This is a genomic window from Kitasatospora sp. NBC_00039, from assembly GCF_045160625.1.
Classification (GTDB): Bacteria; Actinomycetota; Actinomycetes; order Streptomycetales; family Streptomycetaceae; genus Kitasatospora.
The window spans coordinates 6,782,090-6,805,511 of record NZ_CP108289.1 but is presented as its reverse complement, the minus strand read 5'-3'; the positions used below and the strand labels follow the sequence as shown (position 1 = coordinate 6,805,511).

General features: G+C 74.8%; 27 protein-coding genes. 13 read left to right on the top strand and 14 right to left on the bottom strand.

What is annotated here, in order from left to right:
* Positions 1-346: 346 nt before the first annotated feature.
* Positions 347-919, bottom strand: a complete 573-nt coding sequence (locus tag OG286_RS30335) for a DoxX family protein (protein WP_405365907.1) — start codon at positions 917-919, stop codon at positions 347-349.
* A gap of 196 nt (positions 920-1,115) precedes the next feature.
* On the opposite strand from OG286_RS30335, the gene OG286_RS30330 reads away from it, so the two are divergent.
* Entirely contained in the window at positions 1,116-1,712 is a 597-nt protein-coding gene (locus tag OG286_RS30330; protein WP_396319042.1) for a TIGR03086 family metal-binding protein, read from the top strand.
* A gap of 185 nt (positions 1,713-1,897) precedes the next feature.
* Positions 1,898-2,359 (top strand): hemerythrin domain-containing protein, encoded by a 462-nt coding sequence (locus tag OG286_RS30325; protein WP_396319043.1) that lies wholly within the window; start codon positions 1,898-1,900, stop codon positions 2,357-2,359.
* A 69-nt stretch (positions 2,360-2,428) separates the two neighbouring features.
* Here OG286_RS30325 and OG286_RS30320 read toward each other — a convergent pair whose 3' ends face one another.
* From OG286_RS30320 to OG286_RS30290, 7 genes are all read right to left on the bottom strand, one after another.
* A complete protein-coding gene (locus tag OG286_RS30320; RefSeq protein ID WP_396319044.1) occupies positions 2,429-3,217 on the bottom strand; it encodes a VOC family protein in 789 nt (262 codons plus the stop codon).
* A 146-nt stretch (positions 3,218-3,363) separates the two neighbouring features.
* Complete coding sequence (locus tag OG286_RS30315) at positions 3,364-4,125, bottom strand: hypothetical protein (protein ID WP_405365906.1); 762 nt, start codon at positions 4,123-4,125, stop codon at positions 3,364-3,366.
* Between the two features lie 116 nt (positions 4,126-4,241).
* The gene (locus tag OG286_RS30310) at positions 4,242-5,045 is read right to left on the bottom strand and encodes a class I SAM-dependent methyltransferase (RefSeq protein ID WP_405359372.1); all 804 of its coding nucleotides are present in this window, start codon (positions 5,043-5,045) and stop codon (positions 4,242-4,244) included.
* On the bottom strand, positions 5,042-6,187 hold the full coding sequence (locus tag OG286_RS30305) for a dipeptide epimerase (RefSeq protein ID WP_405365905.1): 1,146 nt from the start codon (positions 6,185-6,187) through the stop codon (positions 5,042-5,044). Before OG286_RS30305 ends, OG286_RS30310 begins: the two co-directional genes overlap by 4 nt.
* Positions 6,184-7,314: a PLP-dependent cysteine synthase family protein gene (locus tag OG286_RS30300; RefSeq protein WP_405359376.1), complete on the bottom strand. Its 1,131-nt coding sequence runs from the start codon at positions 7,312-7,314 to the stop codon at positions 6,184-6,186. The genes OG286_RS30305 and OG286_RS30300 overlap by 4 nt, the downstream gene beginning before the upstream one ends.
* Entirely contained in the window at positions 7,311-8,186 is an 876-nt protein-coding gene (locus tag OG286_RS30295) for a Rossmann-like domain-containing protein (RefSeq protein ID WP_396319631.1), read from the bottom strand. Before OG286_RS30295 ends, OG286_RS30300 begins: the two co-directional genes overlap by 4 nt.
* Before the next feature lie 95 nt (positions 8,187-8,281).
* Complete coding sequence (locus OG286_RS30290) at positions 8,282-9,592, bottom strand: ATP-grasp domain-containing protein (RefSeq protein ID WP_396319049.1); 1,311 nt, start codon at positions 9,590-9,592, stop codon at positions 8,282-8,284.
* A 176-nt stretch (positions 9,593-9,768) separates the two neighbouring features.
* On the opposite strand from OG286_RS30290, the gene OG286_RS30285 reads away from it, so the two are divergent.
* The 5 genes from OG286_RS30285 to OG286_RS30265 all read left to right on the top strand — a co-directional run bounded on the left by OG286_RS30285 (position 9,769) and on the right by OG286_RS30265 (position 15,069).
* Entirely contained in the window at positions 9,769-10,326 is a 558-nt protein-coding gene (locus tag OG286_RS30285; protein WP_396319050.1) for a GNAT family N-acetyltransferase, read from the top strand.
* Positions 10,327-10,433: 107 nt separating this feature from the next.
* On the top strand, positions 10,434-11,525 hold the full coding sequence (locus tag OG286_RS30280) for a hypothetical protein (RefSeq protein ID WP_396319051.1): 1,092 nt from the start codon (positions 10,434-10,436) through the stop codon (positions 11,523-11,525).
* Positions 11,526-11,833: 308 nt separating this feature from the next.
* A complete protein-coding gene (locus OG286_RS30275) occupies positions 11,834-12,502 on the top strand; it encodes a TetR/AcrR family transcriptional regulator (RefSeq protein ID WP_396319052.1) in 669 nt (222 codons plus the stop codon).
* A 215-nt stretch (positions 12,503-12,717) separates the two neighbouring features.
* Positions 12,718-14,250: an MFS transporter gene (locus OG286_RS30270; RefSeq protein WP_396319053.1), complete on the top strand. Its 1,533-nt coding sequence runs from the start codon at positions 12,718-12,720 to the stop codon at positions 14,248-14,250.
* 378 nt (positions 14,251-14,628) lie between these two features.
* On the top strand, positions 14,629-15,069 hold the full coding sequence (locus OG286_RS30265; protein WP_396319054.1) for a PPOX class F420-dependent oxidoreductase: 441 nt from the start codon (positions 14,629-14,631) through the stop codon (positions 15,067-15,069).
* A 152-nt stretch (positions 15,070-15,221) separates the two neighbouring features.
* Here OG286_RS30265 and OG286_RS30260 read toward each other — a convergent pair whose 3' ends face one another.
* Both OG286_RS30260 and OG286_RS30255 read right to left on the bottom strand, forming a co-directional pair.
* Positions 15,222-15,461 (bottom strand): hypothetical protein, encoded by a 240-nt coding sequence (locus tag OG286_RS30260; protein ID WP_396319055.1) that lies wholly within the window; start codon positions 15,459-15,461, stop codon positions 15,222-15,224.
* Entirely contained in the window at positions 15,458-15,727 is a 270-nt protein-coding gene (locus tag OG286_RS30255; protein ID WP_396319056.1) for a DUF1876 domain-containing protein, read from the bottom strand. The genes OG286_RS30260 and OG286_RS30255 overlap by 4 nt, the downstream gene beginning before the upstream one ends.
* 190 nt (positions 15,728-15,917) lie before the next feature.
* On the opposite strand from OG286_RS30255, the gene OG286_RS30250 reads away from it, so the two are divergent.
* The 3 genes from OG286_RS30250 to OG286_RS30240 are packed head-to-tail and all read left to right on the top strand — an operon-like array spanning position 15,918 to position 18,091.
* Entirely contained in the window at positions 15,918-16,793 is an 876-nt protein-coding gene (locus OG286_RS30250; RefSeq protein ID WP_396319057.1) for a YndJ family protein, read from the top strand.
* Entirely contained in the window at positions 16,790-17,335 is a 546-nt protein-coding gene (locus tag OG286_RS30245) for a DUF1990 family protein (protein WP_396319058.1), read from the top strand. The genes OG286_RS30250 and OG286_RS30245 overlap by 4 nt, the downstream gene beginning before the upstream one ends.
* 36 nt (positions 17,336-17,371) lie before the next feature.
* Positions 17,372-18,091, top strand: a complete 720-nt coding sequence (locus tag OG286_RS30240) for a hypothetical protein (protein ID WP_396319059.1) — start codon at positions 17,372-17,374, stop codon at positions 18,089-18,091.
* On the opposite strand, the gene OG286_RS30235 is transcribed toward OG286_RS30240, so the two are convergent.
* Genes OG286_RS30235 through OG286_RS30225 form a run of 3 tightly spaced genes read right to left on the bottom strand, consistent with a single transcriptional unit; the run spans position 18,066 to position 20,179 of the window.
* Complete coding sequence (locus OG286_RS30235; protein ID WP_396319060.1) at positions 18,066-18,932, bottom strand: zf-HC2 domain-containing protein; 867 nt, start codon at positions 18,930-18,932, stop codon at positions 18,066-18,068. The two genes, OG286_RS30240 and OG286_RS30235, sit on opposite strands and share 26 nt — an antisense overlap.
* Complete coding sequence (locus OG286_RS30230; protein ID WP_396319061.1) at positions 18,929-19,546, bottom strand: sigma-70 family RNA polymerase sigma factor; 618 nt, start codon at positions 19,544-19,546, stop codon at positions 18,929-18,931. The genes OG286_RS30235 and OG286_RS30230 overlap by 4 nt, the downstream gene beginning before the upstream one ends.
* 21 nt (positions 19,547-19,567) lie before the next feature.
* Positions 19,568-20,179 (bottom strand): hypothetical protein, encoded by a 612-nt coding sequence (locus OG286_RS30225; protein ID WP_396319062.1) that lies wholly within the window; start codon positions 20,177-20,179, stop codon positions 19,568-19,570.
* Positions 20,180-20,373: 194 nt separating this feature from the next.
* Here OG286_RS30225 and trxA point away from each other — a divergent pair, with 194 nt between their 5' ends.
* Positions 20,374-20,763 carry a thioredoxin gene (gene trxA / locus OG286_RS30220; protein WP_396319063.1) on the top strand — a complete coding sequence of 130 codons (390 nt, stop codon included), beginning with the start codon at positions 20,374-20,376 and terminating at the stop codon, positions 20,761-20,763.
* Positions 20,764-20,966: 203 nt separating this feature from the next.
* Entirely contained in the window at positions 20,967-21,359 is a 393-nt protein-coding gene (locus tag OG286_RS30215; RefSeq protein ID WP_396319064.1) for a hypothetical protein, read from the top strand.
* 81 nt (positions 21,360-21,440) lie between these two features.
* Here OG286_RS30215 and OG286_RS30210 read toward each other — a convergent pair whose 3' ends face one another.
* A complete protein-coding gene (locus OG286_RS30210) occupies positions 21,441-22,409 on the bottom strand; it encodes a helix-turn-helix transcriptional regulator (protein WP_396319065.1) in 969 nt (322 codons plus the stop codon).
* Positions 22,410-22,671: 262 nt separating this feature from the next.
* Here OG286_RS30210 and OG286_RS30205 point away from each other — a divergent pair, with 262 nt between their 5' ends.
* Entirely contained in the window at positions 22,672-23,421 is a 750-nt protein-coding gene (locus tag OG286_RS30205) for an alpha/beta fold hydrolase (RefSeq protein WP_396319066.1), read from the top strand.
* Position 23,422: the final 1 nt, after the last annotated feature.

Here is a 23,422-nt window from a genome sequence, read left to right as displayed (position 1 = left end):
GACAGAGGGCGTGGGGTTCTCACGTGGGGGGCCTCCGGGCCTTCTGCGGCCGCATTGGGGGGCGCGACCGTACGAGGGTGAGGACCGTTGCGACGGCGCCGCACGGCGGCTCCGACCAGCACACGGTGGGGAGTGTGACATGTACCATGGCACACATCACATGACGGTGGGAAGCCCCCGGACACGGACCTTCTGACGCCGACCTTCCCCGCCGGACCACGGACAGCCGGATGCGGCACGCGCACACGCGAAGGGGCTGCCGGTCGGACGACCGGCAGCCCCTCTCGAACGCCTTGGCCCCGCCGGGTGCGGACGGCTTCCGCCGCGAACCCGGGGGGCCCGAAGGTCACTTACGCAGCATCAGGATGACGCCGGCGGTCACCAGGCCGACCGCGACGGCGGCGGCGCCGTACGCCAGGCGGTGGGCGCGCAGCACCGGCAGGAAGCGGTCGACGGCGTAGCGGCCGGGCCCGGTCAGGGCGAGCGCGGCGGCACCGGCGGTGAGCAGCAGCTCGTACTCGCTGCCCTTGGGGGCGAAGAAGCCGCCGCCCCAGGTGACGGCGAGTGCGTTGACCATGGTGCCGAGGATCGCGGCGGCGGCCAGCGGAGTCAGCAGGCCGACGGCCAGGGCCAGGCCGCCGAAGGTCTCGGTCAGGCCCGCGACCACGGCCATCGTGTCGCCGGCCGGGTAGCCGCTCATGGTGAAGAACTGACCGGTGCCGTCGATTCCGCCGCCGCCGAACCAGCCGAAGAGCTTCTGGCTGCCGTGCGCGGCCATGGTCAGGCCGAGGGCGAGGCGCAGCAGGAGCAGGCCGGCGTCATAGGCGTGCGGGGAGGCCGTCGCGGGCGCGGGGGTCGCCCGGCCCGGGAGGACGGTGGTGGTGGTGGGGGCGGTCGTGCTCGGGCTGGCGCTCGGCATGCGCGTCTCCATCAATCGGGGTCGGTCGGATCGAGGGGTGGTACGGGCGGCCGGGAGGTGGCAATGTCGTTCAAATTCGAACCGGCCGCTTCTCGACCGTACCCGTAGGTTCGAATTTGAACAAACATGCCCGAGAGTGGCGCCGCACGCGCGGCGGCGAGTCGCGGCCGGATGGAGGCGGGGGCAGGGTGGAGGCATGGCTCATCGCAGGGAACACCGGCGGGCCGCACAGCCTGGCACGCCCTACGCCGAGGCGCTGGCCGCGTTCGGCGACCGCGTCCGGCTGGTCACGCCCGACCAGTGGGACACGCCGACGCCGTGCGCCGACTGGTCCGTCCGCGACCTGGTCAACCACCTCACCGGCGAGCAGCTCTGGGTGCCCGAGCTGCTCATGGGCTCGACGATCTCCGAGGTCGGGAGCCGCTTCGACGGCGACGTGCTCGGCTCCGACCCGGCCTCCGCCTGGACGGCCGCCGCCGACGCCGCCCGCGCGGCGTTCGAGGTGCCCGGCGCCACCGAGCTGACCGTCCACCTCTCCTTCGGCGACGTCACCGGCCAGTACTACCTGGACCAGCTCACCACCGACGCCGTCGTGCACACCTGGGACCTCGCCGAGGGGATCCGCCGCCGCACCCGGCTGCCGGCCGGACTGGTCGCGTTCGCGCTCGGCGAGGTCGCCGGCTACGGGGACCTCTCCGGCAGCGGGCTGTTCGACCCGCCCCTGCCGGTGCCGGACGACGCGAGCCCGCAGACCCGGCTGCTCGCCCTCACCGGGCGCCGCGACCGGCTCTGACGAGCCCGGCTCCGGGGGAGGCAGGGCACGGGGAGGGTGGGCCCGAGGAGCACGGATCCGGGGAGCACGGGACCAGGCAAAGCGCCTCTGACCTGCAGTGATCCTTCCCAACCGGCCGGTATGTGCATGCGACGCCGGATACTGGAGTTGTCGGGGGGCAGCACCGGACGAGAGGCGGGCGCACCATGAACCGCAGGCCGGACATCCTCGGCGAGTTCACCGCCGACCATCGGGCGGTGACGGAGTTGCTCGCCCGGATCGACGAAGCACCACAGGGCGGGCCCGACCGCGCGGAGCTGCTCGGGCGCCTCACCGACCTGCTGTTCAGCCACTGCGCCGCCGAGGAGGAGCACCTCTTCCCGGTCGTCCAGCACGACGTGCCGGACGGCGGGGCCCTGGTGTTCACGAGCATCCACGAGCACCTCGCGATCGGCCAGTACCTCTCCGACCTTCAGAGTGTCGGCCCCGGCGCCCCCGCCTTCGGGACGCTCTACGAGGGCCTGGCCGACCTCGTCCGGCGGCATCTGGCCACGGAGGAGGAGCAGGTCTTCCCCGCCGCGCGGAAGGCCCTGCCGGCAGGCGCCCGCGCCGCGCTCGGCGACCGGCTGCGGGCCGAGCGGGAGGCGGTCGCCGAGGCCGGGCCGTAGGGCGTGTCCGACGATTCCCGCCAGGCGCGCGACGCGAATCGTCAGACACGCCCCACGGCGCTCCCGGCCTCAGCCCTTCGGACTGATCACCGCGAAGCGCCCGCCCTCGCGGTCCTGGAGGCGCGCGACCCGCCCGTACGGCGAGTCGAAGGCCGGGCCGATCGCCGTACCACCCAGCTCCTCGGCCCGGGCGAGCGCCGCGTCGGTGTCCGCCACCGAGAACGACACCTCCCAGTGCGGCGGCATGCCCGCCGGGCCGCCCGACTGCTCCCTGGCCAGGGCCGCGACGCTGTGCCCCTCCGCCCGCAGCACCACCCGGTCGTGCTCCCACCGCACCTCGAAGCGCTCGGGGTCACGACCGTCCCAGCGGAACACCTCGCCGTAGAAGAGCGCCGCGGCGAACGGGTCCGGCGTGCGCAGCTCGATCCAGACCGGCGCGCCCAGCAGGTCGAGCTTCCGGGCCCGGCCGAGCGGGCCCTCCCAGATGCCGAACACCGCGCCCGCCGGGTCGGCGGCGAACGCCACCCGCCCGGCGTCGAAGGCCAGCGGGCCCACCGCGAGGGTCGCGCCGCGCTCGCGGACGGAGTCGGCGGCGGCGTCCGCGCTCTCGGTGCCGAAGTAGGCCGTCCACGCCACCGGCATGGCCCAGCCACCGCCCGCGACGCCCAGACCGGCCACCGCCTCGCCGCCCGCCACCGCGTGCACATAGGGGCCGAGGTGGTCGGGCCCGGGCTCGAACTCCCAGCCCAGCAGCGGCCCGTAGAACGCCTTCGCCGCGTCGATTTCGCGCGCCATCAGGCTGACCCAGCACGGAACGGCCGCCACACAGCGCACCCTGGCGGTCTCACCGCTGCCCATCGCGCACCTCCTCGACACCCGGCCGCCGGGCCCCTCCCGACTCCCGCGGCCGACCGGCCGCCCGGGCGCCTTCAGCCTAGGCCGCCGACCCGACCCGGGCGAGGCACGGCGCGCAGGGGGAAGGCGTGGATGGCCCACGGTACGCCTCAGAGCTGCGGGGCCTCCCCGAAGCCGCCGTGGCCCGCGCCGGGCGCCGTCAGGGCGAGCCAGCCGTGGCCCCGGGCCGGGGTCCCGGGGGTGATCGCGGCGGGGTCGAGGGAGAGGTGGACGGCGGCCGCGCCGATGCTCTGGGTCTCGGAGGCGTTGGGCTCGGGGTAGGCGTCCTCGTAGTCCTCCTCCTCGAAGTCGGCCGCCGTGAGCACCTCCTCCCATGGCAGCGGGTCGCCCGTCCACTCCGGGGCGCTGTAGCGCCAGTAGCCGCGCACCACGGTGCCGTGCTCGGCGGTGGCCCAGATCACCGAGTCGGCGAACGGGTCCTGGTAGTAGGCCTGGGCCTTGCCGCAGGCCGCGCTGAGCCGCTCGATCACCTCGTGCGGCCACCAGGTGGTCTCCCGCAGCGGGGTCTCGGCGTAGATCAGGCGCCAGCCGGCGTACTCGGGCGTGACGAAGACCCGGTGCACCGCCTCCGGGGTGTACTTCTCGTCGCTCGTCTGGGAGGTGAGCCCGTAGTGCACGGTGACGGGTATCCGGTCGTGCAGGCCGAGCACCTCGAACGCCGCCTCGTACGTCTCGCCGGGGACGGCCAGCCACCAGTGGTCGGGCAACGCGCCGGGCCGTTCGTCGGCGAAGGCGCGGCGGGCCGTCTCCTCCAGGGCCGCGCGGTCCGCACCGGTGGTGTCCTCGGCGAGCAGGACGTCGACCAGGGCGGCGAGGGCCTCGGGGGCGGGCAGGTCGGTCACGGTGTTCATGTCGGCGACCTTAGGCCACCGGTCCGACATTCCGTCACCAGTACGGGTGAACCGGGCTCGAACCGGCCGTCCCGGCGGCGGGCGGGGCGCGTCGGGCGACCGGACGGGCCATCCGGTCAACTTCGCTTTCCTGTAGGGGCGTCGAGCCGGGCGACCACGTGCAGCCGGTCGTCGTCGGCGGTGTCGGCGGCCGGGGCGCCGTCGGCCCAGCACGGGTCGGTGCGCGGGCCGGGCCGGTCGTAGAGGGCGAGGACGGTGAAGCCGTTGGCGGCGAGCAGGTAGCGCAGCTCCTGCGGGAAGAGCAGCCGCCAGGCGGAGTGCTGCGTGACGGCCGGGGCGCCGTCGTCGCTGGTCCAGGTCCTGGTGCGGCACAGCAGTTGGGCCGGGTGGTCGATCCGCAGCGTGGTGCGGGAGGTGAAGGTGGTGCCGTCGCGGATGACGGTGTCGGTGCGCGGGGTGTCGAGGAGTTCGGTGCGGCCGAGGAAGAAGGCGCCGTTGCGCATCTCGGCGACCAGGAGTCCGCCCGCGCGCAGGTGGTGGCGGAGCCGGCCGCACAGGGCGTCGAGGTCGTCGTTGGTGTGGCAGTAGAGCAGCGCGCTGTCCAGGCAGAGCACGGCGTCGAAGCGGCCGGGTAGCCGGAAGGTCCGCATGTCGCCGACGTGGTACGCGGGCCCGGGGTGGCGGGCGCGGGCGTGCTCGATCATCGCCTCCGAGCTGTCCAGGCCGGTGACGGTGCGGCCGGCGGCGCGGTGCAGCCATGCGGCGTCCCGGCCGGTGCCGCAGCCGAGGTCGAGCAGATCGGCCCCGGCGCCGTACGCGCGGAGCACCGACTCGGCCCACCGGGCGGCGGTGAACCCCGGGTCGGGGAAGCGCAGTTCGTAGAGCTCGGGGGTGTCGGTGAGCAGGTTGCTGCCGTTCATCGGGCCTCGCTGGGGAGTGGGCGGGCGGGGGCGGGGCGGGCGCCGAACGCGGGGCGCGCTCCCCCGACGGGCCCCGGCCCCGGCGTCGGCCCCGGCGTGAGCGTCGGCGCCGGCAGCACGCCGAGCCCGGCCCGGTCCGGTGTGCGGACGGTGCCGTCGGTGCCGCCGATGCCCTGCCAGGGGTCGTGGGCGAGCAGCAGGTGCCCGTCGAGGTCGATCCAGCGGGCCCGGTCGGCGAGGTGGACGGCCGGGGCGATGCCGAGCGAGCTGGCGGCGAGGCAGCCGAGCATCAGTTCGGTGCCACTGCCGTGCAGAGCGGCCTGGATGCGCAGCACCTGGTGGACGCCGCCGCACTTGGCGAGCTTGAGGTTGACCCCGTGCACCCGCCCGGCGAGCCGGCAGACGTCCTCGTAGCCGACGGCGTCCTCGTCGGCGATCACCGGGATCGGGGAGCGTTCGGCGAGGGCGGCCAGGACGGCGGGGCGGCCCGGCGCGATCGGCTGTTCTACGGCCTCGACGCCGGCCGCGGCGAAGACCGGGAGCAGCCGGTGCGCCTGGTCCTCCGTCCAGGCGCCGTTGGGGTCGAGCAGCAGCCGGGCGCCGGGGGCGCTCTCGCGGACGGCCCGGACCCGGGCGAGGTCCTCGGCCGGGTCCGCCGTGCCCGCCTTGATCTTGAGCACGTCGAAGCCCGCTGCGGCGAGCCGGGAGGCCTGGACGGCGGCGCGGACGGGCGGCTCGATGCCGATGGTGCGGGCGGTGGCGGCGACCACCGGGGCAATCCGGCCGAGGAGTTGGTGGACGGGCGCGCCGGCCCGCTTGCCGACCAGGTCGAGCAGGGCGGCCTCGACCGCGGCCAGCACCCCGGCCGGCAGGCCCTTGAACGGGGCGGCGCCGCGCTGGAGTTCGACCAGGGCGGTCTCCGGGTCCGGGTGACGTTCGAGGTCCGGCCGGAGTCCGTCGGCCTCGCGGCGGATCAGATCGGCGGGAAGCCGCAGGTAGGCGCTGCTGACGGCCTCGCCGTGGCCGGTCAGGCCGCCGTGGCGCACGGCGAACTGGACGGCGTCGCGCTCGACGGTCACCGAGCGGGAGATCCGCAGCGGCTCGGTGAGCCGGAGCCGGACGGTGCGGACGTCGAGCCTCATCGGTACTCCTCGGGGCGGCTCCGGCGGTCGGTCCGGTCAGGTTCGGCCCGGCGCTCCGCCGGGCCGGCGCGGCCCGGCCGGGCGGTGCGGCAGCGGGCCCAGCCGGAGACCTCGACGGCCGCCGGGTGCGGGATCTCGATCGGCCGCAGCGCGGCGCGCTCCGGCTCCAGGCCGTGCCGGTGACAGAAGGCGTCGTCGTAGACGGTGCCCAGGTAGCGGTGCGGACCGTCGGGGAAGACGGTGGCGACGGTGGCGCCCGGGTGGACGCGGGCGGCCCAGGCGGCGACCAGGGCGACCGCGCCGGTGCTCCAGCCGCCGCTGACGAAGGCGCCGCGGGACAGCCGCCGGCAGGTGTCGACCGCCTCGGCCGGGCCGACCCAGTGGATCTCGTCGAAGGCCTGGTGGGCGACGTTGCGCGGGTGGATGGAGCTGCCGAGGCCGCGCATCAGCCGGGGGCGGGCCGGCTGGCCGAAGATGGCGGAGCCGACCGAGTCGACGCCGATGATCCGCAGCGCCGGCCAGCGGCGCCGGAGCGGTTCGGCCAGACCGGCGCTGTGGCCGCCGGTTCCGACGCTGCACACCAGGACGTCCAGGTGGTCGAGTTCGCCGACCAGCTCCTGGGCCATCGCCCGGTAGCCGGCCGCGTTGTCGGGGTTGTTGTACTGGTCCGGCCAGTAGGCGTCGGGGAGTTGGTCCAGGACGGCCCGCAGCCGGGCGAGCCTGGCGGCCTGCCAGCCGCCGCGCCGGGCGGGCCGGTCGACCAGTTCCAGCCGGGCGCCGTACGAGCGGAGCAACTGCCGCATGGACGGTTCGAGTTCGGCGTCGCCGACCAGGACGACCGGGTGCCCGAGGGCCTGTCCGGCGAAAGCCAGGCCGATGCCGAGGGTGCCCGACGTGGACTCCACCACCGTGGCACCGGGCCGGAGTTCGCCGCGCGCGTGGGCGCCGCGGAGCATGGCGACGGCGGATCGGGCCTTCATGCCGCCCGCGGCGAGGCCCTCCAGCTTGGCCCAGAAGCCGGGGTGCGGGTCCGGTAGCGGCGTGCTGATCCGGGCCAGCGGGGTGCGGCCGAGCAGCGACAGCAGGTCGGGATTGCCGACGGCGGCCGAGGCGAGCAGCGCGGTCACCCGGCACCGCCTCCCGCCGCCCGGCCCTCGCGGTGCGACCCTCCCCCGCGGAGGCCTTCCCCGCGCGGCCCTCCCCCGGGCCGGTCTCCCCCGTACAGATGGAGGACGGTGGGGCCGCCGTCGAGCCAGAAGAAGGGGTACGGCTCGGCGCTGACGGCGCTCACGCCGTGGCCGAGCAGGCGCGGGAGGACGGCGCTGCCGGTCTGGGCGAACAGCACCAGCGGTTTGCCGGTGGCGCGGGCGTGGGTGAGCAGCGGGTCGATCGTGCCGTTGCCGAGGGTCATGCCGGAGGCGAGGATCGCGTCGCAGTCGTCCAGCCGGGCGCGGGCGTCGGCCTCCACCGGCTCGCCCCACTCGGTGGTGCCACCCTTGAGGTCGCACGGAACGTACTCGACTCCACTCGAACGGAGCTGCTCCAGCAGGGAGTTGACCACGCCGACGACCAGGACCCGGCGCACCGCGGCGAGCGGGAGCAGCCCGGCGACGGCGCGGGCGCGGGCGCGGGACTTCTGCAGCGACCCGCCGGCCGGGACGGTCACCGGCCGGGCCCCGTGGGCCGGGGTGTGCGGGCGGCAGTGCATCAGGTAGGCGTCGAGGGCGGCGACCCGGACGGGGGTGAGCGGGTGGCCGAGCAGGTCGTCGACGGTGGCACCGACGGAGTCGGTGAGCGCGTCCGCGGGCAGTTCGCCGGGTTCGACGGCGCAGGAGCCGACAGCGGCGCCGAGGCGCAGGCCGAGCACCTCGTTGCGGTAGCCCCGGGCTCGGCCGGGGTGCCGGACGGCCTGGGCGGTGGTGAAGGCGAGGGCGATCCGCTGCTCGGCCGGGTCGGGCCCGTACGCGCCGGCGCGGGCCCGTTCGGTGATCAGCTCCAACGCGCCACCGGGGGCGACGGCCGGGGCGTTCCCGGGGACGGCGGTGAGGGCAGGGGCGGCGGCCGGGGCACCCGCGCCACCGCCGGCGACGGCGGTCACGCGGGGACCGCCGCCGCACCGGCGGGACGGTCCGCGGCGGGGCCCGCGTCGCCGGCGTACCGGGGCACCAGCGCGGCGAGCAGTCGCTCGGCGTCGCGGCGGGCCCCGGCACCGACGGTGTCGGCGGTCATCACGTGTCCGAGGTACTCGTTGTTGCTGGTGGCGGGCCGCACGTCGCGGCCGGGCCCGGCGAGTGTCAGCTCGACCACGGCCGGGTCGCGCCGGACGGCCGCCTCGCCGTCGAAACCGTCCAACTGTCCGGACGCCCCCTCCCCGGGGACCAGGAAGGCGATCGCGGCGCTGGCTACCCCGGTGGGGTGGACGGTCAGGTCGGGCCGGCGGCCGAGGGCAACGTCCACGCAGGCGGCGGCGAGGTCGACGCCGGTGACCCGCCGGACCAGCTCGGTGATCCGGTTGCCGGCCGGCCGCGGGTTGACCTCCACCACCCGGGGCCCGGCCGGGGTGAGCTTGATCTCGGTGTGCGCGACGACCTGGTCCAGGCCGAGCGCGACCAGCGCGGCAACGGCGGTGTCGGCGGCGGCCGTTGCGGCGGCCCGGTCGAGCGCGGCGGGGTACATGTGGCCGGTCTCGATGAAGGCCGGGGCCCCTCCGACGCTCTTGTCGGTGACCCCGACGACGTGCACCGCACCATCGGCGGAGACGGTCTCGACGCTGACCTCGGGCCCGGTCAGCAGCTCCTCCAGCAGCACCACGGGCACCCGGCGCTGCCCCCGCGCATTGACCGCGAACGCGGCCAACGCCCGGAGCGCGGCGTGCAGTTCGTGCTCGTCGGCGACCTCCCGGACGAGCATCCCGGCGCAGAGGTCGACCGGCTTGACCACCAGCGGGAAGCCGATCGCCCGGGCGGCGGCGAGCGCCTGCCCGCGGTCGGCGCAGAGCGCGTACGCGGGCCCGGGGACACCGGCCCCGGCGAGTGCGCGCCGGGTGAGGTCCTTGCGGCAGGCGGCGGTGACGGCCTCCGGGGCCGGACCGGGCAGCCCGAGCCGGTGGGCGACCCGCGCGACCAGCGGCAGGTAGTAGTCGCAGGAGGAGAGCACCCCGTCGAAGCCGAGCAGCTCGTGCAGCCGCCCGGCGTACGGGAGGAGGACGGCCGGGTCGTTGGTGTCGGCGGTCAGGATGTTCTCGGCGGCGAGCAGGGGATGCGGGGCGGCGGCGGGGGCAGCTCGCAGATAGTGGTGCAGGTCACGGGTGAGGAAGGTGAAGCGGTGGCCGCCCTCCCCCAACGCCCGGGGCAGCAGCCCGCTCATGGAGCCGACCCAGCTCTCGATCACCAGCAGGTGCGCCACAGGTCTCCCTCTCGACGGCGGCGGCAGGCCGGTCCGACGTGCCGAGGGAGAAGGTAACGGCATTAGTTTTCATTTTCAACACGCTCGCGGGCGACACCCGTCGAAGCTCCAGATGAAAGTCGTTTCCATGTAGGCTCGCAGGCACCCACCCCCTCCCGACCCGCGGAGCCGTCCTGATGGATCGTCAAAATACTTACCAGATCAGGCATGCTCTCCCCGGCGACGTGCCGGGCGCGCGCCGGCTGATCCTGGACACCTTCTACCGCGAGTTCGGCTACGGCTACGTCCCCGACTGGCATGCGGACGTGGTCGACCTCCAGGGCCATTACCTCGACCACCCCCGGCACGCCCTGCTGGTCGCCGCCCACCACGGCGAGGTGGTCGCCACCACCGCGCTGCACTCGACCGGGCCCGTCCACCCGCCGCACCCCCGCGAACTGGTCGAGCGCTACCCCTCGGGCACCACCGCGCAGCTGGTCCGGGTGTACGTCCGGGCCGAGCACCGACGGCACGGACTGGCCCGCGAACTGGTCCGCCGCGCCTGCGAGTTCGCTGCCACCGAAGGCGGCTACGAGCGGCTCTGCCTGCACACCAACACCGCGGTCGCGGGCGCCGAGGCGTTCTGGCGCAGCCTCGCCGAGGAGGTCTACGACGCCCGCCCGAGCGGTGAACACGGCCCGGGCGTCGCCACGGTGCACTTCGAGATCCCGCTGCGCCGACCGGCCGTGGCCTGAACGGCGCGCGGCGTCCCCCGGGAGGGTGAACCGCCGGGTACCGCCTTCCACAGGGTGCGGACCTACGCCAGGCTGGTGATCACCCGAGGGGAAGGGTCCCACCAGCGATGACCACCCGCACGCCGGCCCTGCCCGGCGTCTTCACCGGCCTGCCCGCAGGCCTCGGCCACTCGGCGCAGCGTGCGATCGCCGCCCTGGCCCGCCCGCACGCGGCCACGGGCCTGCAGCCATGCCCGCCCGCCTTCGTCATGCCCTACCCGGTCCGCATGAACCCGCACCTGGAGGCGGCCCGCGAGCGCGCGGCCGAATGGGCCGAACGGACCGGCCTGACCGGGCCGGACGGCGTCTGGGGCCGGGAGCACTTCGATCTCCTCGAACTGGCACTGTTCACCGCACTCACCCAACCGGACCTGTCCCGCGAGGAGTTGCTGCTGGTCGGCGACTGGAACGTCTGGGCCTTCGCGGTCGACGACCACTTCCTCCGGTACAAGGCGGCCGCCGACGAGCCGGGCGCGCAGCGCTTCGTGACGCGTCTCGCCGCCTGCATGCCACTGGGCTCCGCCGCCGCCCCGGCCCCGCAGCACCCGGTGGAGGCCGCACTCGCCGACGTCTGGACCCGCTCCGCGCCCGCGCTCCCCGCCGGGCTCCGCCGCCGGCTGCGGGACGCCGCACTGGACTTCGCCGCCGCCAACCTCTGGGAGCTGGCCAACAATCTGCGCGGACGCATCCCCGACCCGGTCGAGTACCTCCAGATGCGCCGCCGCACCGCCGGCACCCCGCTCTCCACCGTGCTGCCGCTGCACGCCTCGGGGCAGGACCTGCCGCCGCAGCTGCTCGGACACCCGATCGTGTCTGCCCTGATCGACGCCTTCGCCGACAACGTGGACCTGCGCAACGACCTCTACTCCCACCGCAAGGAGACGGAGCTGGAGGGCGAGTTGAACAACGCCGTCCCGGTGTTCCAGCGCTTCCTGCACTGCCCGCTTCAGACCGCCGTCGACACCGTGGGCGATCTGATGAACGCCCGGCTGGACTGCTTCGACCGGCTCATCCGCGAGGAGCTCCCCAAGCTGGCCGATGAGTTCGGCCCGGAGGGATACCGGGTGGTGGCAGCCTTCGCCGATGGCCTGAAGGACTGGCTGGCGGGCGACCACGCCTGGTATCCGCGCACCGGCCGGTACACCGCCGGCCTCGGCTGAACCGCCGCCCGGCATGGCCCGCCACCCCGCCCGTCGGGCGGTCCGGCCCGCGACGCGGCGCCGGCCCGACACACGCGCCCGGCTCACCCTGCGGACCGGACCGCCTCGCGGGCCAGCGCGAGGGTGGTCTGCAGCGCCCGCAGGCAGCCGGACCGCATCCGCTCGGCGGCGGCATCCTCGTCCGGCCCGCCGCCGAGATGTGATGCAGGTCACATCCGAAGATGAAATTTCCGGGGACTGAATCCCCGTTTGCTCCTACGTAGGCCTAAGCGGGGAAAACATCCCCGGTATGCTGGGAGGAGCACGCAGTGAGCAGCACCGCCGCCGTCACGCCGGTCCGCAGCGCGGGGCCCGTCCGTACGCCCAAGCTGCGTGCGGACGCGACCCGTAACCGTGAGCGGATCGTCATGGCGGCACGTGACGCCTTCGTCGAGCACGGTGCGGACGCGCCGCTGGACGAGATCGCGAAGCGGGCGGGCGTCGGCAACGCGACGCTGTACCGGAACTTCCCGGACCGCACCGCACTGATCCGCGAGGTGGCGCTGCTCGTCAAGAACCGCATCCTGACCCTCGCCGAGACGGCGTCGGCGGAGAGCGACGGCCCGTTCGACGCCCTCCAGCGGTTCGTGCACGCGACGGTCGCGGAGAAGGTCGGTGCCCTGTGCCCGATCCTCACCAACCGGATCGACCCGAACGACCCGGACCTGACCGACGCCCGTCTGCGGCTGACGGCCACCGTGGGCGACCTGATGGAACGCGCCCGGCAGGCCGGCGAGCTGCGGCCGGACGTCGACCACGGTGACCTGTTCATCGCGATGAGCCAGCTCACCCGCCCGCTGCCGGACACCTCCTGCCAGCTCCTGGAGGAGTTCGTCCACCGGCACCTGCAGCTGTTCCTGGACGGCATGCGGGCACCGGCCCGATCGACCCTGCCCGGCCGGGCAGCGACCTTCGAGGACTTCCACACGGACCACTGAACCACGGCCGCACCGGCGGCCGCACCGGCGGCCGGCACCGAGCACCAGCACCAGCACCAGCACCGACGACCGCCCGCGCCGATCCGCCGTGATCCCGCGCCGGCGCGCGCCGGCCCATGTCGGCGCGCGCCGATCCGCGACCCCGGCCGCCGAAGACCATTCGCCCACAGACCGCCCCTGATCCGCACACCACGCACCGCGAAGTGAGTACCCCCATGCCAAAAACCGATGCCCTGCCCTCCACGCAGCCCGATCCGAGGCGCTGGAAGGCACTGATCTTCATCGGGCTCGCCCAGCTGATGGTCGTCCTCGACGCCACCATCGTGAACATCGCCCTGCCGTCGGCCCAGAAGGACCTCGGCATCACCGACGGCAACCGCCAGTGGGTGATCACCGCCTACGCGCTGGCTTTCGGTGGCCTGCTGCTGTTCGGCGGCCGGATCGCCGACCTGTGGGGACGCAAGCGCACCTTCGTGGTCGGCCTGACCGGCTTCGCGCTCGCCTCCGCGCTGGGCGGCGCCGCCGCGAACACCGCCATGCTGCTCGGCGCCCGTGCCCTCCAGGGCGTGTTCGGCGCACTGCTCGCGCCGGCCGCGCTCTCGCTGCTGGCCGTGACGTTCACCGAGGCCAAGGAGCGCGCCAAGGCGTTCGGCATCTACGGCGCCATCGCCGGTGGTGGCGGCGCGATCGGCCTGATACTCGGCGGCCTGCTGACCGAGTACATGAACTGGCGCTGGACCTTCTTCGTCAACATCCCGTTCGCCGTCGCCGCGGCGGTGGGCGCGGTGATGGTGATCCGTGAGCCCGCCGGGGGCCGCAACCGCAACCGGCTGGACATCCCCGGTGTGGTGCTGGTCACCCTCGGTCTGGTCTCGCTGGTCTACGGCTTCACCCGCGCCGAGTCGGACGGCTGGTCCTCCGGCGTGACGATCGGCCTGTTCGTCGCCGCCGCGCTCCTGCTGGCCGCGTTCGTCATGGTCGAGCGGAAGGTCAAGGCGCCGCTGCTGCCGCTGCGGGTCGTCCTGGACCGAAACCGTGGCGGTGTCTACCTGTCGCTGGGCCTCGCCGTGATCGGCATGTTCGGTCTCTTCCTGTTCCTGACCTACTACCTGCAGATCGTGCTCGGCTACAGCCCGGTCCTGACCGGCGTCGCGTTCCTGCCTATGGTGGCGGGCATGATCACCGGCTCGACCCAGATCGGCGCCCGGCTGATGACGAGGGTCCCCGCGCGCTTCCTGATGGCGCCCGGCTTCCTCGTCGCCTCGATCGGCATGCTGCTGCTCACCCAGATCGGCCTGGACACCTCGTACCCGGCGCTGATCCTGCCCGGCCTGATCCTGATGGGCCTCGGCATGGGCACCGCCTTCATGCCGGCGATGAGCCTGGCCACGCACGGCGTCCAGCCGCGCGACGCGGGCGTGGCGTCCGCCATGGTCAACACCTCGCAGCAGGTCGGCGGCGCCATCGGCACCGCACTGCTCAACACCATCGCCGCCAGCGCCACCGCCACCTGGCTGGCCGCCCACGCGGGCGCCGCGACCACCCCGGCCGCGGCCAAGGCGGTGCAGTTCCAGGGCATGGTGCAGGGCTTCTCCACCGCGATCTGGTGGTCCTTCGGGATCCTGGTGACGGCCGCCGCGCTCGCCTTCGTCCTGATCAACGCCGGCCGCCCCGGCGACTCCGCGGCCGCCTCCGGCTCGGGCGCGGGCGCGGCGGAGAGCAACGACGTGCCGGTGCTGGTGCACTGACACCTCGGGGCGACGCGGCCGACGCGGCCGACGCGGGTGCGAAGCGGCCCGTCCGGTGTTCCGACACCGGGCGGGCCGCTCGCCGTTTCACCCGTGTCGCTCACCGGGGCGCACACCCCCCGCGCCCGCCGAAGTCCGCCGAAGTCCGCCGAAGTGCACCGGCCCACCGCAACACGACCGGCCGCAGCCCCTCGAACTGTCGGCCCCGGTGGACGAGAATGGAGTCGCCCACCCGGCCGGTGCGCTCACACCCGCACCCGTGTCAGGACGACAGACACGCGGAACGACTGGCGCACGGAACAGCGGGCCGCGAAACAGCAGGCACGCGGAACGACAGGCGACACCGGCCCTGCCCTACCCGGAACGAGGGAGGACATCGTGCACGACCGTACCGACGTGCTCGCCGACAGCAGATACCTCCTGCTCACCACCTTCGGCGCGGACGGCAGCCGGTTGTGCTCGCCGATCTGGGTCGTCGCCGACGGTACGGCGCTCGGTATCTGGACGCCCGCCCACTCCGGCGAGGCCGAACGCATCCGGCGCCACCCGAAGGTGCTGGTCGGCCCCTGCGACGCCCACGGGCGCCCCACCGGACGCCAGCTCCCGGCCCACGCCGTCGTCTGCGACGAGGACGCCACCGCGCGCTACCGCGCCTCGCTGATCGACAAGTACGGCATGGTGGCGCTGATCGCCCTGGCCCGCAGCCGCCTCCGGCTCGGGCTGGCCGGGACGGTCGGCATCCGGATCACGCTCAACGAGCTGGAGCAGCGGCTGATCGGGCCGGAGTGGCAGCTGCCGACGACGTACTGCCCGAACTGAGGCGTGGAGGAGTCGCCGCGCGGACTCGCACGGGTGGACGGGCAGACGCGGGGACGGGCAGACGCGGGGACGGGCAGTCGGGCGCAGTCACGTACGCGCCGGCGCTCCGGCCGCCCCGCGTCCCGTCGGGTGCGCGGGGCCGCCGTCCGGTGTCAGGTCCCGTTCTCCGGCGCCTTCGCGAGGTCGCCCGGCTCGCAGGCCTCCCGGCCGGTGCCGACGTGCACCACCTTCACCGCCCGCCCGGGGCCACCCGGCACCACCTGCTGCTCGTGTCCGCAGCGCGGGCAGATCAGCGGGATGCGTGGCCTCCGGGGCTCCGGGGCGGCGGGGCCGGTGGACGCGGCGGGGCCGGCGGACGCACCGCGCCCGACGTCGCGGTCCGGCGTCGTCACGTCAGCGGGTGGGTGGGGACCGGGCTGACCTCCTGGATCTCGCCGTGGGCCTTGGTGAGCAGCTGCGAGGCGAGGTCGTTGAGCGCGCGGGCGGCCGCGATCTCCTCGCCGACCCGCAGCTGTTCCGGGTCCGACGGGTGACGGCTGGTGTAGCCGTGCGCCCGCAGCTCCGAGCCGTCGCCCAGCCGCAGCAGGGCGGCGGCTGCCGTCCTCGGCCCCTCCTCGCGGAACTCCATCTCGATGTGCCAACCGACAAGAGTCTGCATGGCGGATCACCTCCAGCGGTTACTCCTCCAGGGTGCGCCGCACCCAGCCTGAACACCAGACGAGGGCGGCGGGGCGGCATCCCGGGGGCGACTTGAACGCGTTCAACATCGCGGCGTAGAGTCACCGGCGCAAGGTTTGAACGCGTTCAGGACGGTTCAGGCGAACAGTGAGAGATGGAGTGCGGCCGCCATGGGCACAGGCACCACCGAACTGGTCGACCTCCTGGTCCTGCTCGGCATGGGTGCCGTCATCCCGCTCGGCCTCGCCCTGATCGACGAGCCCGGCCTCGCCCGCGTCCGCCGGCTCTGGCCGATGGCCGCCGTCCCCGGCGCCCTCTCGCTCTGGCTGCCGCGCGGCGGCCTCGCCACCGGCTGCGCCGTCCTCTACGCCCTCGGCACCCTCGCCGTCGCCGCCCACGCGCCGCTCCGGCTCGCCCGCACCCGCTCGCTCGCACCCGCCGAGATCGCCGTGCTGACCGCGCTCGCCACCCCGTCGGTGGCCGGGCTCGCCCTGGTCGCCGAACGATCCGGGCACCGGCTGTTCGGCTTCGACCTCGACATCCTGGCCCTCACCGTGCCGCACTTCCACTACGCCGGGTTCACCGCCGCGCTCGTCGCCGGACTGGTCTGCCGGGCCCGGTCGAGCAGCGCCGAAGCCCGGTTCGCCGCGCTCAGCGTGCCGCTCGGCACCCTGCTCGTCCTGGCCGGCTACTTCGTCGACGACTGGGCCGAACTCCTCGGTGCCGTCGTGCTCACCACCGGGATGTGGCTGGTCGGCCTGCTCACCTGGCGCGACCTGCGCACCCGCACCCCCGACCGGACCACCGCCGCACTGCTCGGCACCGCCTCCGCCGTCCTCGCCGCCACCATGGTGCTCGCCCTCTGGTGGGCACTCGGCGAGGCCTCCGGGCTCCCCCACCCCACCCTCACCTGGATGGCCGCCACCCACGGCGTCGGCAACGCGCTCGGCTTCGCCCTCTGCTCGCTGCTCGCCTGGCGCCGGCTCGCTCCGCTGCCCCGCCCGCTTCCCGTTCCGCTCCCGCTGCCGAAGGACGTCGCACGATGACCACCCCTGCGGCCACCGACCTCAACTACCCCGAGATCGGCGCCAGTACCACCCCCGGCCGCCCGCTCCCCGCCGGCTACAACCACCTGCGCCACCGCGCCCTGATCGGCCACGGCCGCACCGCCCTGGAAGCCGCCGGCACCGCTGTCCTCGGCTGGCGGATGCACCGCGCGGCCGGTGTCCGCATCACCGCCGACGCCGGCCGGGCCGCCCCCGGCGCCGCCGTGCTCTGCGCGATCGGCATCGGCCCGCTGCGTGCCGCCGCCCCCTGCCGGGTCATCTGGACCGCCGACGGCCCCGACCGCTACGGCTTCGCCTACGGCACCCGGCGCGGCCACCTCGCCGTCGGCGAGGAGACCTTCCTGGTCGAGATGGGCCCCGACAAGGCCGTCTGGTTCACCGTCAACGCCTTCAGCCGCCCCGGCAGCTGGTACGCCCACCTCGCCGGCCCCCTCCTCCCCCTCGGCCAGCGCCTCTTCGCCCACCTCTGCGCCCGGGCGCTGACCCGCATCGCGTCAGCCGCGGCGGCGACACCCCGGTGAGAGCACCCGGCCCGGGCGGCCGGGCATGATCTGCGGGTGACCAGCTTCCTGACCCACCGCCGGCTCGTCCACGACGGCGGCCTGCCGGTGCACCTGCGGCATGCCGCCCTGCGGACGTGCCTGGCCCGGTTCGCGCCGTACGGCCTGCGGGCGACGTACCACCACCTGACGCTGAGCGCGCGGATGCCGCGCAGGCTGGAGGCCGACCCGCCGGCGCTGGTCCGGGCGGTCGAGGAACTGCACGAGGCACGCGTGCTCCGGCTCGCGCAGTCGGAGCGGTACGCGGCGCGGCGGCGGGCCGAGAAGGGGGCGGGCCGCAGGGCCGTCACCGGGCCGCCGGCCTGGTGGGAGGCGAGCTGGTGGGACTCCCCGAACGACGCCTGGCTGCACGATCCGACCTGCCACCCGCCCCTGACCCTGCCGGAGTACGTCCGTCGGCAGGGCGCGTTGCTGGACGGCGCGGCGCTCGCCGGGTGCCCCGCCTGCGGGGACGAGCGGCCGGCGGCGCTGCGGTCCACCGGGCACGGGTTCGTCGAGGCGTGCCGGGCCTGCGCGCGGGTGCTGCGGCCGTGTCCATGTGGGCGGCGGCACCGCGTCGACCCGGTGGCAGGGGCCGGCTGGGCCGGCGTCCGGCGCCGCGACCACATGACCGACGCCGGCACCCCGAACCCGCACTGGCCCGGCCCCGCGGCGGCCTCGAGCCTGCTCGGCCGCCGCGCGGACGGACGGCTCAGGCTGTGCGAACCGGGACGGTGACCAGCAGGGTGGCACCGTCGAGGGTGCGGATCTCGAAGTGGTCGATGTCGGCGGGCTGGAACCCGGTACCGCCGCTGGTCCGCAGGGCGGCCGGGGCGGCGCCCGTGGTGCCGTAGCCGGCGGCGGGGACGCTCCAGGTGGTGACGGTCTGACGGTCGCCGGCGCGCGAGACGGCAACCAGGTCGCAGCTCAACGGTCCTTGGACGTGCGAGAGTTCGAGGCTGATCTGGCTACCCCAGGTCTTGGAGTCGACGCCGACGGTGGCCCGGGCACCGGTGGCCGGGTCGGTGGCGGAGAACTGCTGGGTGGCGACGGCGACGACACCCGGCGAGTTGTCCGCGGTGACCACCACGGCCGTGACGGCGGGGCCGGCCACGACCATGACCGCCGCCGCGGCGACCAGCACCAGCCGGCGGACCCTGCCCCGGCGACGGCCGGCCGTGACCTCGGCGACCAACCGGTCCAGCAGCAGCGGGTCCGGCCGGGGGGCGGGGTCGGCCGGGTCCAGCCCGGCGGCCTCGGCGGAGGCCGCGTACTCGGCCAGCAGCGGTTCCATGAAGCCGAGTTCGCCCACCTGATCGGCGCACTGGGGGCAGTCGGCGAGGTGCTCCTCGAAGGCGGCGCGCTCGGCCGGTTCGAGTAGGTCGAGGACGTACGCGCCGACGTCCACGTGGTCGCCACCCGGGACGTGGTCGCGCTCGGGGCCGGTCGGTCCGGACGGACCGGTGGGACCGGACGGACCGGTGGGACCGGACGGACTGGTGGGACCGAACGGACTGGTGGGACCGAACGGGCCGGTGGGGTCGGAGGGGCCGGACGGACCGGGCTTGGACGTTGTCACGATGTCACTCCCCGTTCCTCCAGCGCGAGCTTGAGCGAGCGCAGCGCGTAGAACACCCGCGACCGTACGGTACCGGCCGGGACGCCGAGTTCGGCGGCCGCCTCGTTGACCGTACGGCCCATGAGGTAGGTCGCCACGATGACCCGGCGGTGCGCCTCCGACAGGTCCCCGAGCGCCTCGGAGATCGTCATCAGCCTCAGCGCGCGGTCGAGTTCGTCCTCGGCGGGCAGCAGCTCCAGCGGCGCCGCGTCCACCTCGCGCGGGCGGGCCAGGCTGCTGCGGTGACCGTCGATGACGATCCGCCGCGCCACCGTCACGAGCCAGGGCCGCAGCGAGCCGGCCTCCGGGTCGAGCCGGTGGATGTTGCGCCAGGCCCGGACCAGCGTCTCCTGGACGACGTCCTCGGCCCGCTGGCGGTCACCCGCGACCAGGTGGAGCACGAAGCCGAACAGCGGCCCCGCGTGCTCCTGGTACAGGGCACGCATGAGGTCCTCGTCCGGTGCGCCGGTGCCGCGTGCGGCCGCACCGCCGCCCGGGTGCTCCTCGGTCACGACGCCATCTTCGCGCACCCGCACCTCCGGGTCGAGAGTTCCACGTCCGGTCCGGACTGTCATCGATACCGATCCCGATGCCGCTCAGTAACCGCCGTAGCCGCTACCGGGGGTACTGGGCATCGTCCCGCCGGAGGGGGCGCCGGCTCCCGCCTTGGCGCCGGTCGGGGTCAGGGCGAACCAGGTACCGCCGACGCCCTGGCCCTTGGTGTCGCCGGGCTTCGTGTCGGGCGCGTAGCGGTAGGCCGGCCAGCCGTTCAGGGTGATCTGCTTGCTGCCGTCGGCGCGGGTGACGGTGCCGACCAGCTTGCTGTCGATGCCCTTGACGGTGACTGCGCCGTTGGCCGGCGCGGGCGGCCAGGTCGAGGCGCAGTTGCCGTTGCAGTTGGACATCGGCGGGTTGGCCGTGTCCTTGTCGAAGCGGTAGAGGGTGAACCCGGCGCTGTCGGTGACGACGGTGCCGAGTTTGGGGTCGGTGGCGGTCTGCAGGGTGGCGGCGCCGGCCGGTGCACTCGAGCCGGAGGGGCTTGAGCCGGCCGGGCTGCTCGGCATCGCGGGTGCGGTGGCCGTGGAGCCGGAGCCGGACGACGTCGAGGAGCCGCCGCCGGACGACCCGCAGCCGGCGATCAGGGCGGCCGCGGCGATTCCGGACGCGGCGAGCACGGCGATCCGGCTGGTACGACTGTTTCTGTGCATGGTGTTCTCCCCCGGTGGACACGCACGGGCGCCTCTGCCGGCGCGCCGCGCTGAAGCGGACACCCACCTGTACGGACGGCAGCGGCGGAGCACTCAACGGGCGGCCAAGATTCTTCGGAATAGCGCGCGGGCGGGCGCGGTTGTCGCGGGCACATGGCCTGAGCCGCCGCCTCCCGAAGGGCAGGAATCGCGACATGAGCAGCACGGTCGAGCTGACCAAGGAGAACTTCGACGAGATCGTCCCCGGCCAGGAGGGCAAGGATTTCGTCTTCATCGACTTCTGGGCGGCCTGGTGCGGCCCGTGCCGGCAGTTCGCCCCGGTCTACGAGAAGGCCGCCGAGCGCCACTCGGACCTCGTCTTCGCGAAGGTGGACACCGAGGCGCAGCAGGAGCTTGCCGCCGCCTTCGGCATCCAGTCCATCCCGACGCTGGCGATCATCCGCGAGGGCGTGCTCGTGTTCTCGCAGGCGGGTGCGCTGCCGGAGGCCGTCTTCGAGGATCTGATCGGTCAGGCCCGGAAGCTGGACATGGCCGAGGTGAAGCGCAAGGTGGCGGCGGAGCAGGACGGCGGTCACGAGGTCTGACGGGTTCCGTCCGATGATCTGACGGACCGACGGTTTCCGCGACGGTAGGCCCGGGGTGACGATGCCCCCCGGGCCCGTCGGCATGCGTGCGGCAGGCATGGCGGCGAGCCCCGGCGTGAGCCCGTGCACCCGGCCCGGCCTGAGCCCGTGGACCGGGCCCGGCGTGGGCCCGGCGCGGCGTCTCAGCCCCGGAGTCCACCGCGATGGGCAGCCTGATCACCTTCGGCACGGCCGCCACCTTCCTGCCGTTCTGCCTGCTCAGCCTGGCCGCCCTGCTGGCCCGGCTGCGCGGCGCCTGGCGGCCGCCCGGCGCCGTCTCGTACGGGCGCGCCGGGACGGTGATCAACGCCCTCGCGGTGCTCTGGACCGGCCTGGAGGTGGTCAACATCTGCTGGCCGCGCACCATCCTCGCGCCGCCCGGCGCGCCCTGGTACCAGGTGTGGGCCGCCGTGCTCGGCGTCGGCCTGGTCACCCTGGCGGGCCTCGGCTACCTGCTGGTCCGCCGTCCGCAGCGGCTGATGCGCGGGCCCGGAGCGGGGGACGCGCGCGGCGAGCGGCCGGATGACGCGGACGAACCGGCGCCGGCGGTGCACTGACGGGGGCCGGGCACCGGCCGAGTGCCGGGACGGGGCCGGGCTCAGCAGGATCGGACCGCCGGCCGGACCGGCCTCAGGACGCTAGGGCTCGGGCGCGTCCTCGCTCCACCCGGTGAGCCGGGCGGCGAGGGCGCGCACCTCCGTGCGCAGGGCGTCCGGGGTACGGACGGTGAACGGCCAGCCGAGGCCGGCCAGCATCACCGCGCAGCCGGCGAGGTCCTGGGCCCGGGCCCGCAGCAGGACGCGGCCGTCCCCGGTCTCGGCGAGGCTTCCGGCCGTCGGGGGGATGCGGTGCCGGGCCTCGGCCAGGGTGGTCGTGAGCACCACCTCCACCTCGTGCGTCCACGGCACCGAGCCCAGCGACTCCATCACCCGCTGGACGGCGTCGAAGCCCTCCGGCGGTTCGAAGCCGGCCCCGCCCTGCTCGGCGGCCTCGATCCGGTCCAGCCGGAAGGTGCGCAGCTCGCCGCTGCGGTGGTCCAGCCCGGTGGTGTACCAGCGGCCGGAGTGGAAGACCAGCCCGTACGGGTCGAACTCGCGCTCGCCGGCCACACCCGTGCGGTTCCGGTAGGCGAGCCGGACGCGGCGCCGGCGGCGGGCCGCCTCGGCGAGCGTGAACAGCGCGGCCGTGTCCGGGCTCGGGCCGGCCGCGGGCGCCGAGGTCAGCCCGAGCGTCTGCTCCACCGCCGCGACCCGCTCGCGCAGCGTCGGCGGCAGCACCCGCTGGATCTTGGCGAGCGCCGACTCGGCGGCCTGCTCCCCCACCGACAGCCCCGAGCGGCGCCCGGCCAGCAGCCCGAGCACGACGGAGGCCGCCTCGTCCCCGGTGAGCATCAGCGGGGGGAGCCGGAAGCCGGGCATCAGCCGGTAGCCGCCGTAGCGGCCGCGGTCGGCCTGCACCGGGATGCCGAGACCGGCCAGCCTGGCCGCGTACCGGCGCACCGTGCGCTCGTCCACGCCCAGCCGCTCGGCCAGCTCGGCGCCGGTGAGGCCGGGCCGGGCCTGGAGCAGCTCCAGCAGGGCGAGGACACGGCTGACCGGGTGGTCCATCGACACTCCTTCGATCCGGCCGGTAAATCCGGTCGTGTTCTGTCCGGATTCGATCCTAGGGTCGGCGTAGCGAGGTCGGCGTGGCGGCGGGCGGAGCGTGACGTCGTCGGTGCGCCGATCGCCTTGCACCGCAAGGAAGCAAGGACGGCAGGGAAGCAAGGACGGCAGGGCCGCCGAGGAAGCAAGGCCGCCAACGCCAACGCCGGAAAGGGCCGTCGGCACAGTGCTGACGGCAAAGTTGCCCGGAGAGGACCGATCCACCATGAGCACCTTCGTACTCGTCCCCGGTTTCTGGCTCGGCGGTTGGGCCTGGGACGCGGTCGCCGGACCCCTGCGCGCGGCCGGGCACACCGTCCATGCGGTGACCCTGCCCGGTCTCGCCGAGCGGGCGGGCGAGGCCTCGCCCGAGGTCGGCGCGGAGACCCACATCGCCGACCTGACCGACCTGCTGACCGGGGAGGACCTCCGGGACGTCGTGCTGGTCGCCCACAGCGGCGGCACGATCGCCGTCTCCGGCGCGGCCGACAGGGTCCCCGAGCGCATCCGCCGGGTCGTCTTCGTCGACTCCGGCCCGCTCGACGACGGCGTCGCGCTGAGCGACCTCTGGGAGCCGGCCTACCGCGAGACGCTGGAGGCCTCCATGGTCGACGGGTGGCGGCTCCCGCTGCCGGCCTGGGACGTGCTGGCCTCCGGCGGGGCCGGCGTGGAGGGGATCGACGAGGCCGGGCTGGCCCGGTTCCGTGAGCTGGCCACCGACCAGCCGGCCCGGACGGTCAGCGAGCCGGTGCGGCTGGCCGGCCGGGCCGCGAAGCTGCCGAAGGCCCTGATCTCGTGCTCCATCCCGCTGGAGCAGGTCCGGGCGATGATCGCGGCCGGCCACCCGTACTTCGCGGCGCTCGGCGGTCCGGAATGGGAGCTGCGGGAGGTACTGACCGGCCACTGGCCGATGTTCTCCCGGCCGGCCGAGACGGCGGCGGTGCTGGCGGAGCTGGCGGAGCTCCCGACGGCCTGAG

Bases quoted from the DNA above. Each gene is read 5' to 3' on its own strand.
- OG286_RS30310 (WP_405359372.1), bottom strand. From the start codon at position 5,045: ATGAACGGCAGCAACCTGCTCACCGACACCCCCGAGCTCTACGAACTG.
- OG286_RS30330 (WP_396319042.1), top strand. From the start codon at position 1,116: ATGGCTCATCGCAGGGAACACCGGCGGGCCGCACAGCCTGGCACGCCC.
- OG286_RS30225 (WP_396319062.1), bottom strand. From the start codon at position 20,179: ATGCACAGAAACAGTCGTACCAGCCGGATCGCCGTGCTCGCCGCGTCC.
- OG286_RS30210 (WP_396319065.1), bottom strand. From the start codon at position 22,409: ATGGACCACCCGGTCAGCCGTGTCCTCGCCCTGCTGGAGCTGCTCCAG.
- OG286_RS30245 (WP_396319058.1), top strand. From the start codon at position 16,790: ATGACCACCCCTGCGGCCACCGACCTCAACTACCCCGAGATCGGCGCC.
- OG286_RS30280 (WP_396319051.1), top strand. From the start codon at position 10,434: ATGACCACCCGCACGCCGGCCCTGCCCGGCGTCTTCACCGGCCTGCCC.
- OG286_RS30315 (WP_405365906.1), bottom strand. From the start codon at position 4,125: ATGAACACCGTGACCGACCTGCCCGCCCCCGAGGCCCTCGCCGCCCTG.
- OG286_RS30270 (WP_396319053.1), top strand. From the start codon at position 12,718: ATGCCAAAAACCGATGCCCTGCCCTCCACGCAGCCCGATCCGAGGCGC.
- OG286_RS30335 (WP_405365907.1), bottom strand. From the start codon at position 919: ATGCCGAGCGCCAGCCCGAGCACGACCGCCCCCACCACCACCACCGTC.
- OG286_RS30250 (WP_396319057.1), top strand. From the start codon at position 15,918: ATGGGCACAGGCACCACCGAACTGGTCGACCTCCTGGTCCTGCTCGGC.
- OG286_RS30320 (WP_396319044.1), bottom strand. From the start codon at position 3,217: ATGGGCAGCGGTGAGACCGCCAGGGTGCGCTGTGTGGCGGCCGTTCCG.
- OG286_RS30255 (WP_396319056.1), bottom strand. From the start codon at position 15,727: ATGCAGACTCTTGTCGGTTGGCACATCGAGATGGAGTTCCGCGAGGAG.
- OG286_RS30325 (WP_396319043.1), top strand. From the start codon at position 1,898: ATGAACCGCAGGCCGGACATCCTCGGCGAGTTCACCGCCGACCATCGG.
- OG286_RS30230 (WP_396319061.1), bottom strand. From the start codon at position 19,546: ATGACAGTCCGGACCGGACGTGGAACTCTCGACCCGGAGGTGCGGGTG.
- OG286_RS30205 (WP_396319066.1), top strand. From the start codon at position 22,672: ATGAGCACCTTCGTACTCGTCCCCGGTTTCTGGCTCGGCGGTTGGGCC.
- trxA (WP_396319063.1), top strand. From the start codon at position 20,374: ATGAGCAGCACGGTCGAGCTGACCAAGGAGAACTTCGACGAGATCGTC.
- OG286_RS30305 (WP_405365905.1), bottom strand. From the start codon at position 6,187: ATGAGGCTCGACGTCCGCACCGTCCGGCTCCGGCTCACCGAGCCGCTG.
- OG286_RS30215 (WP_396319064.1), top strand. From the start codon at position 20,967: ATGGGCAGCCTGATCACCTTCGGCACGGCCGCCACCTTCCTGCCGTTC.
- OG286_RS30285 (WP_396319050.1), top strand. From the start codon at position 9,769: ATGGATCGTCAAAATACTTACCAGATCAGGCATGCTCTCCCCGGCGAC.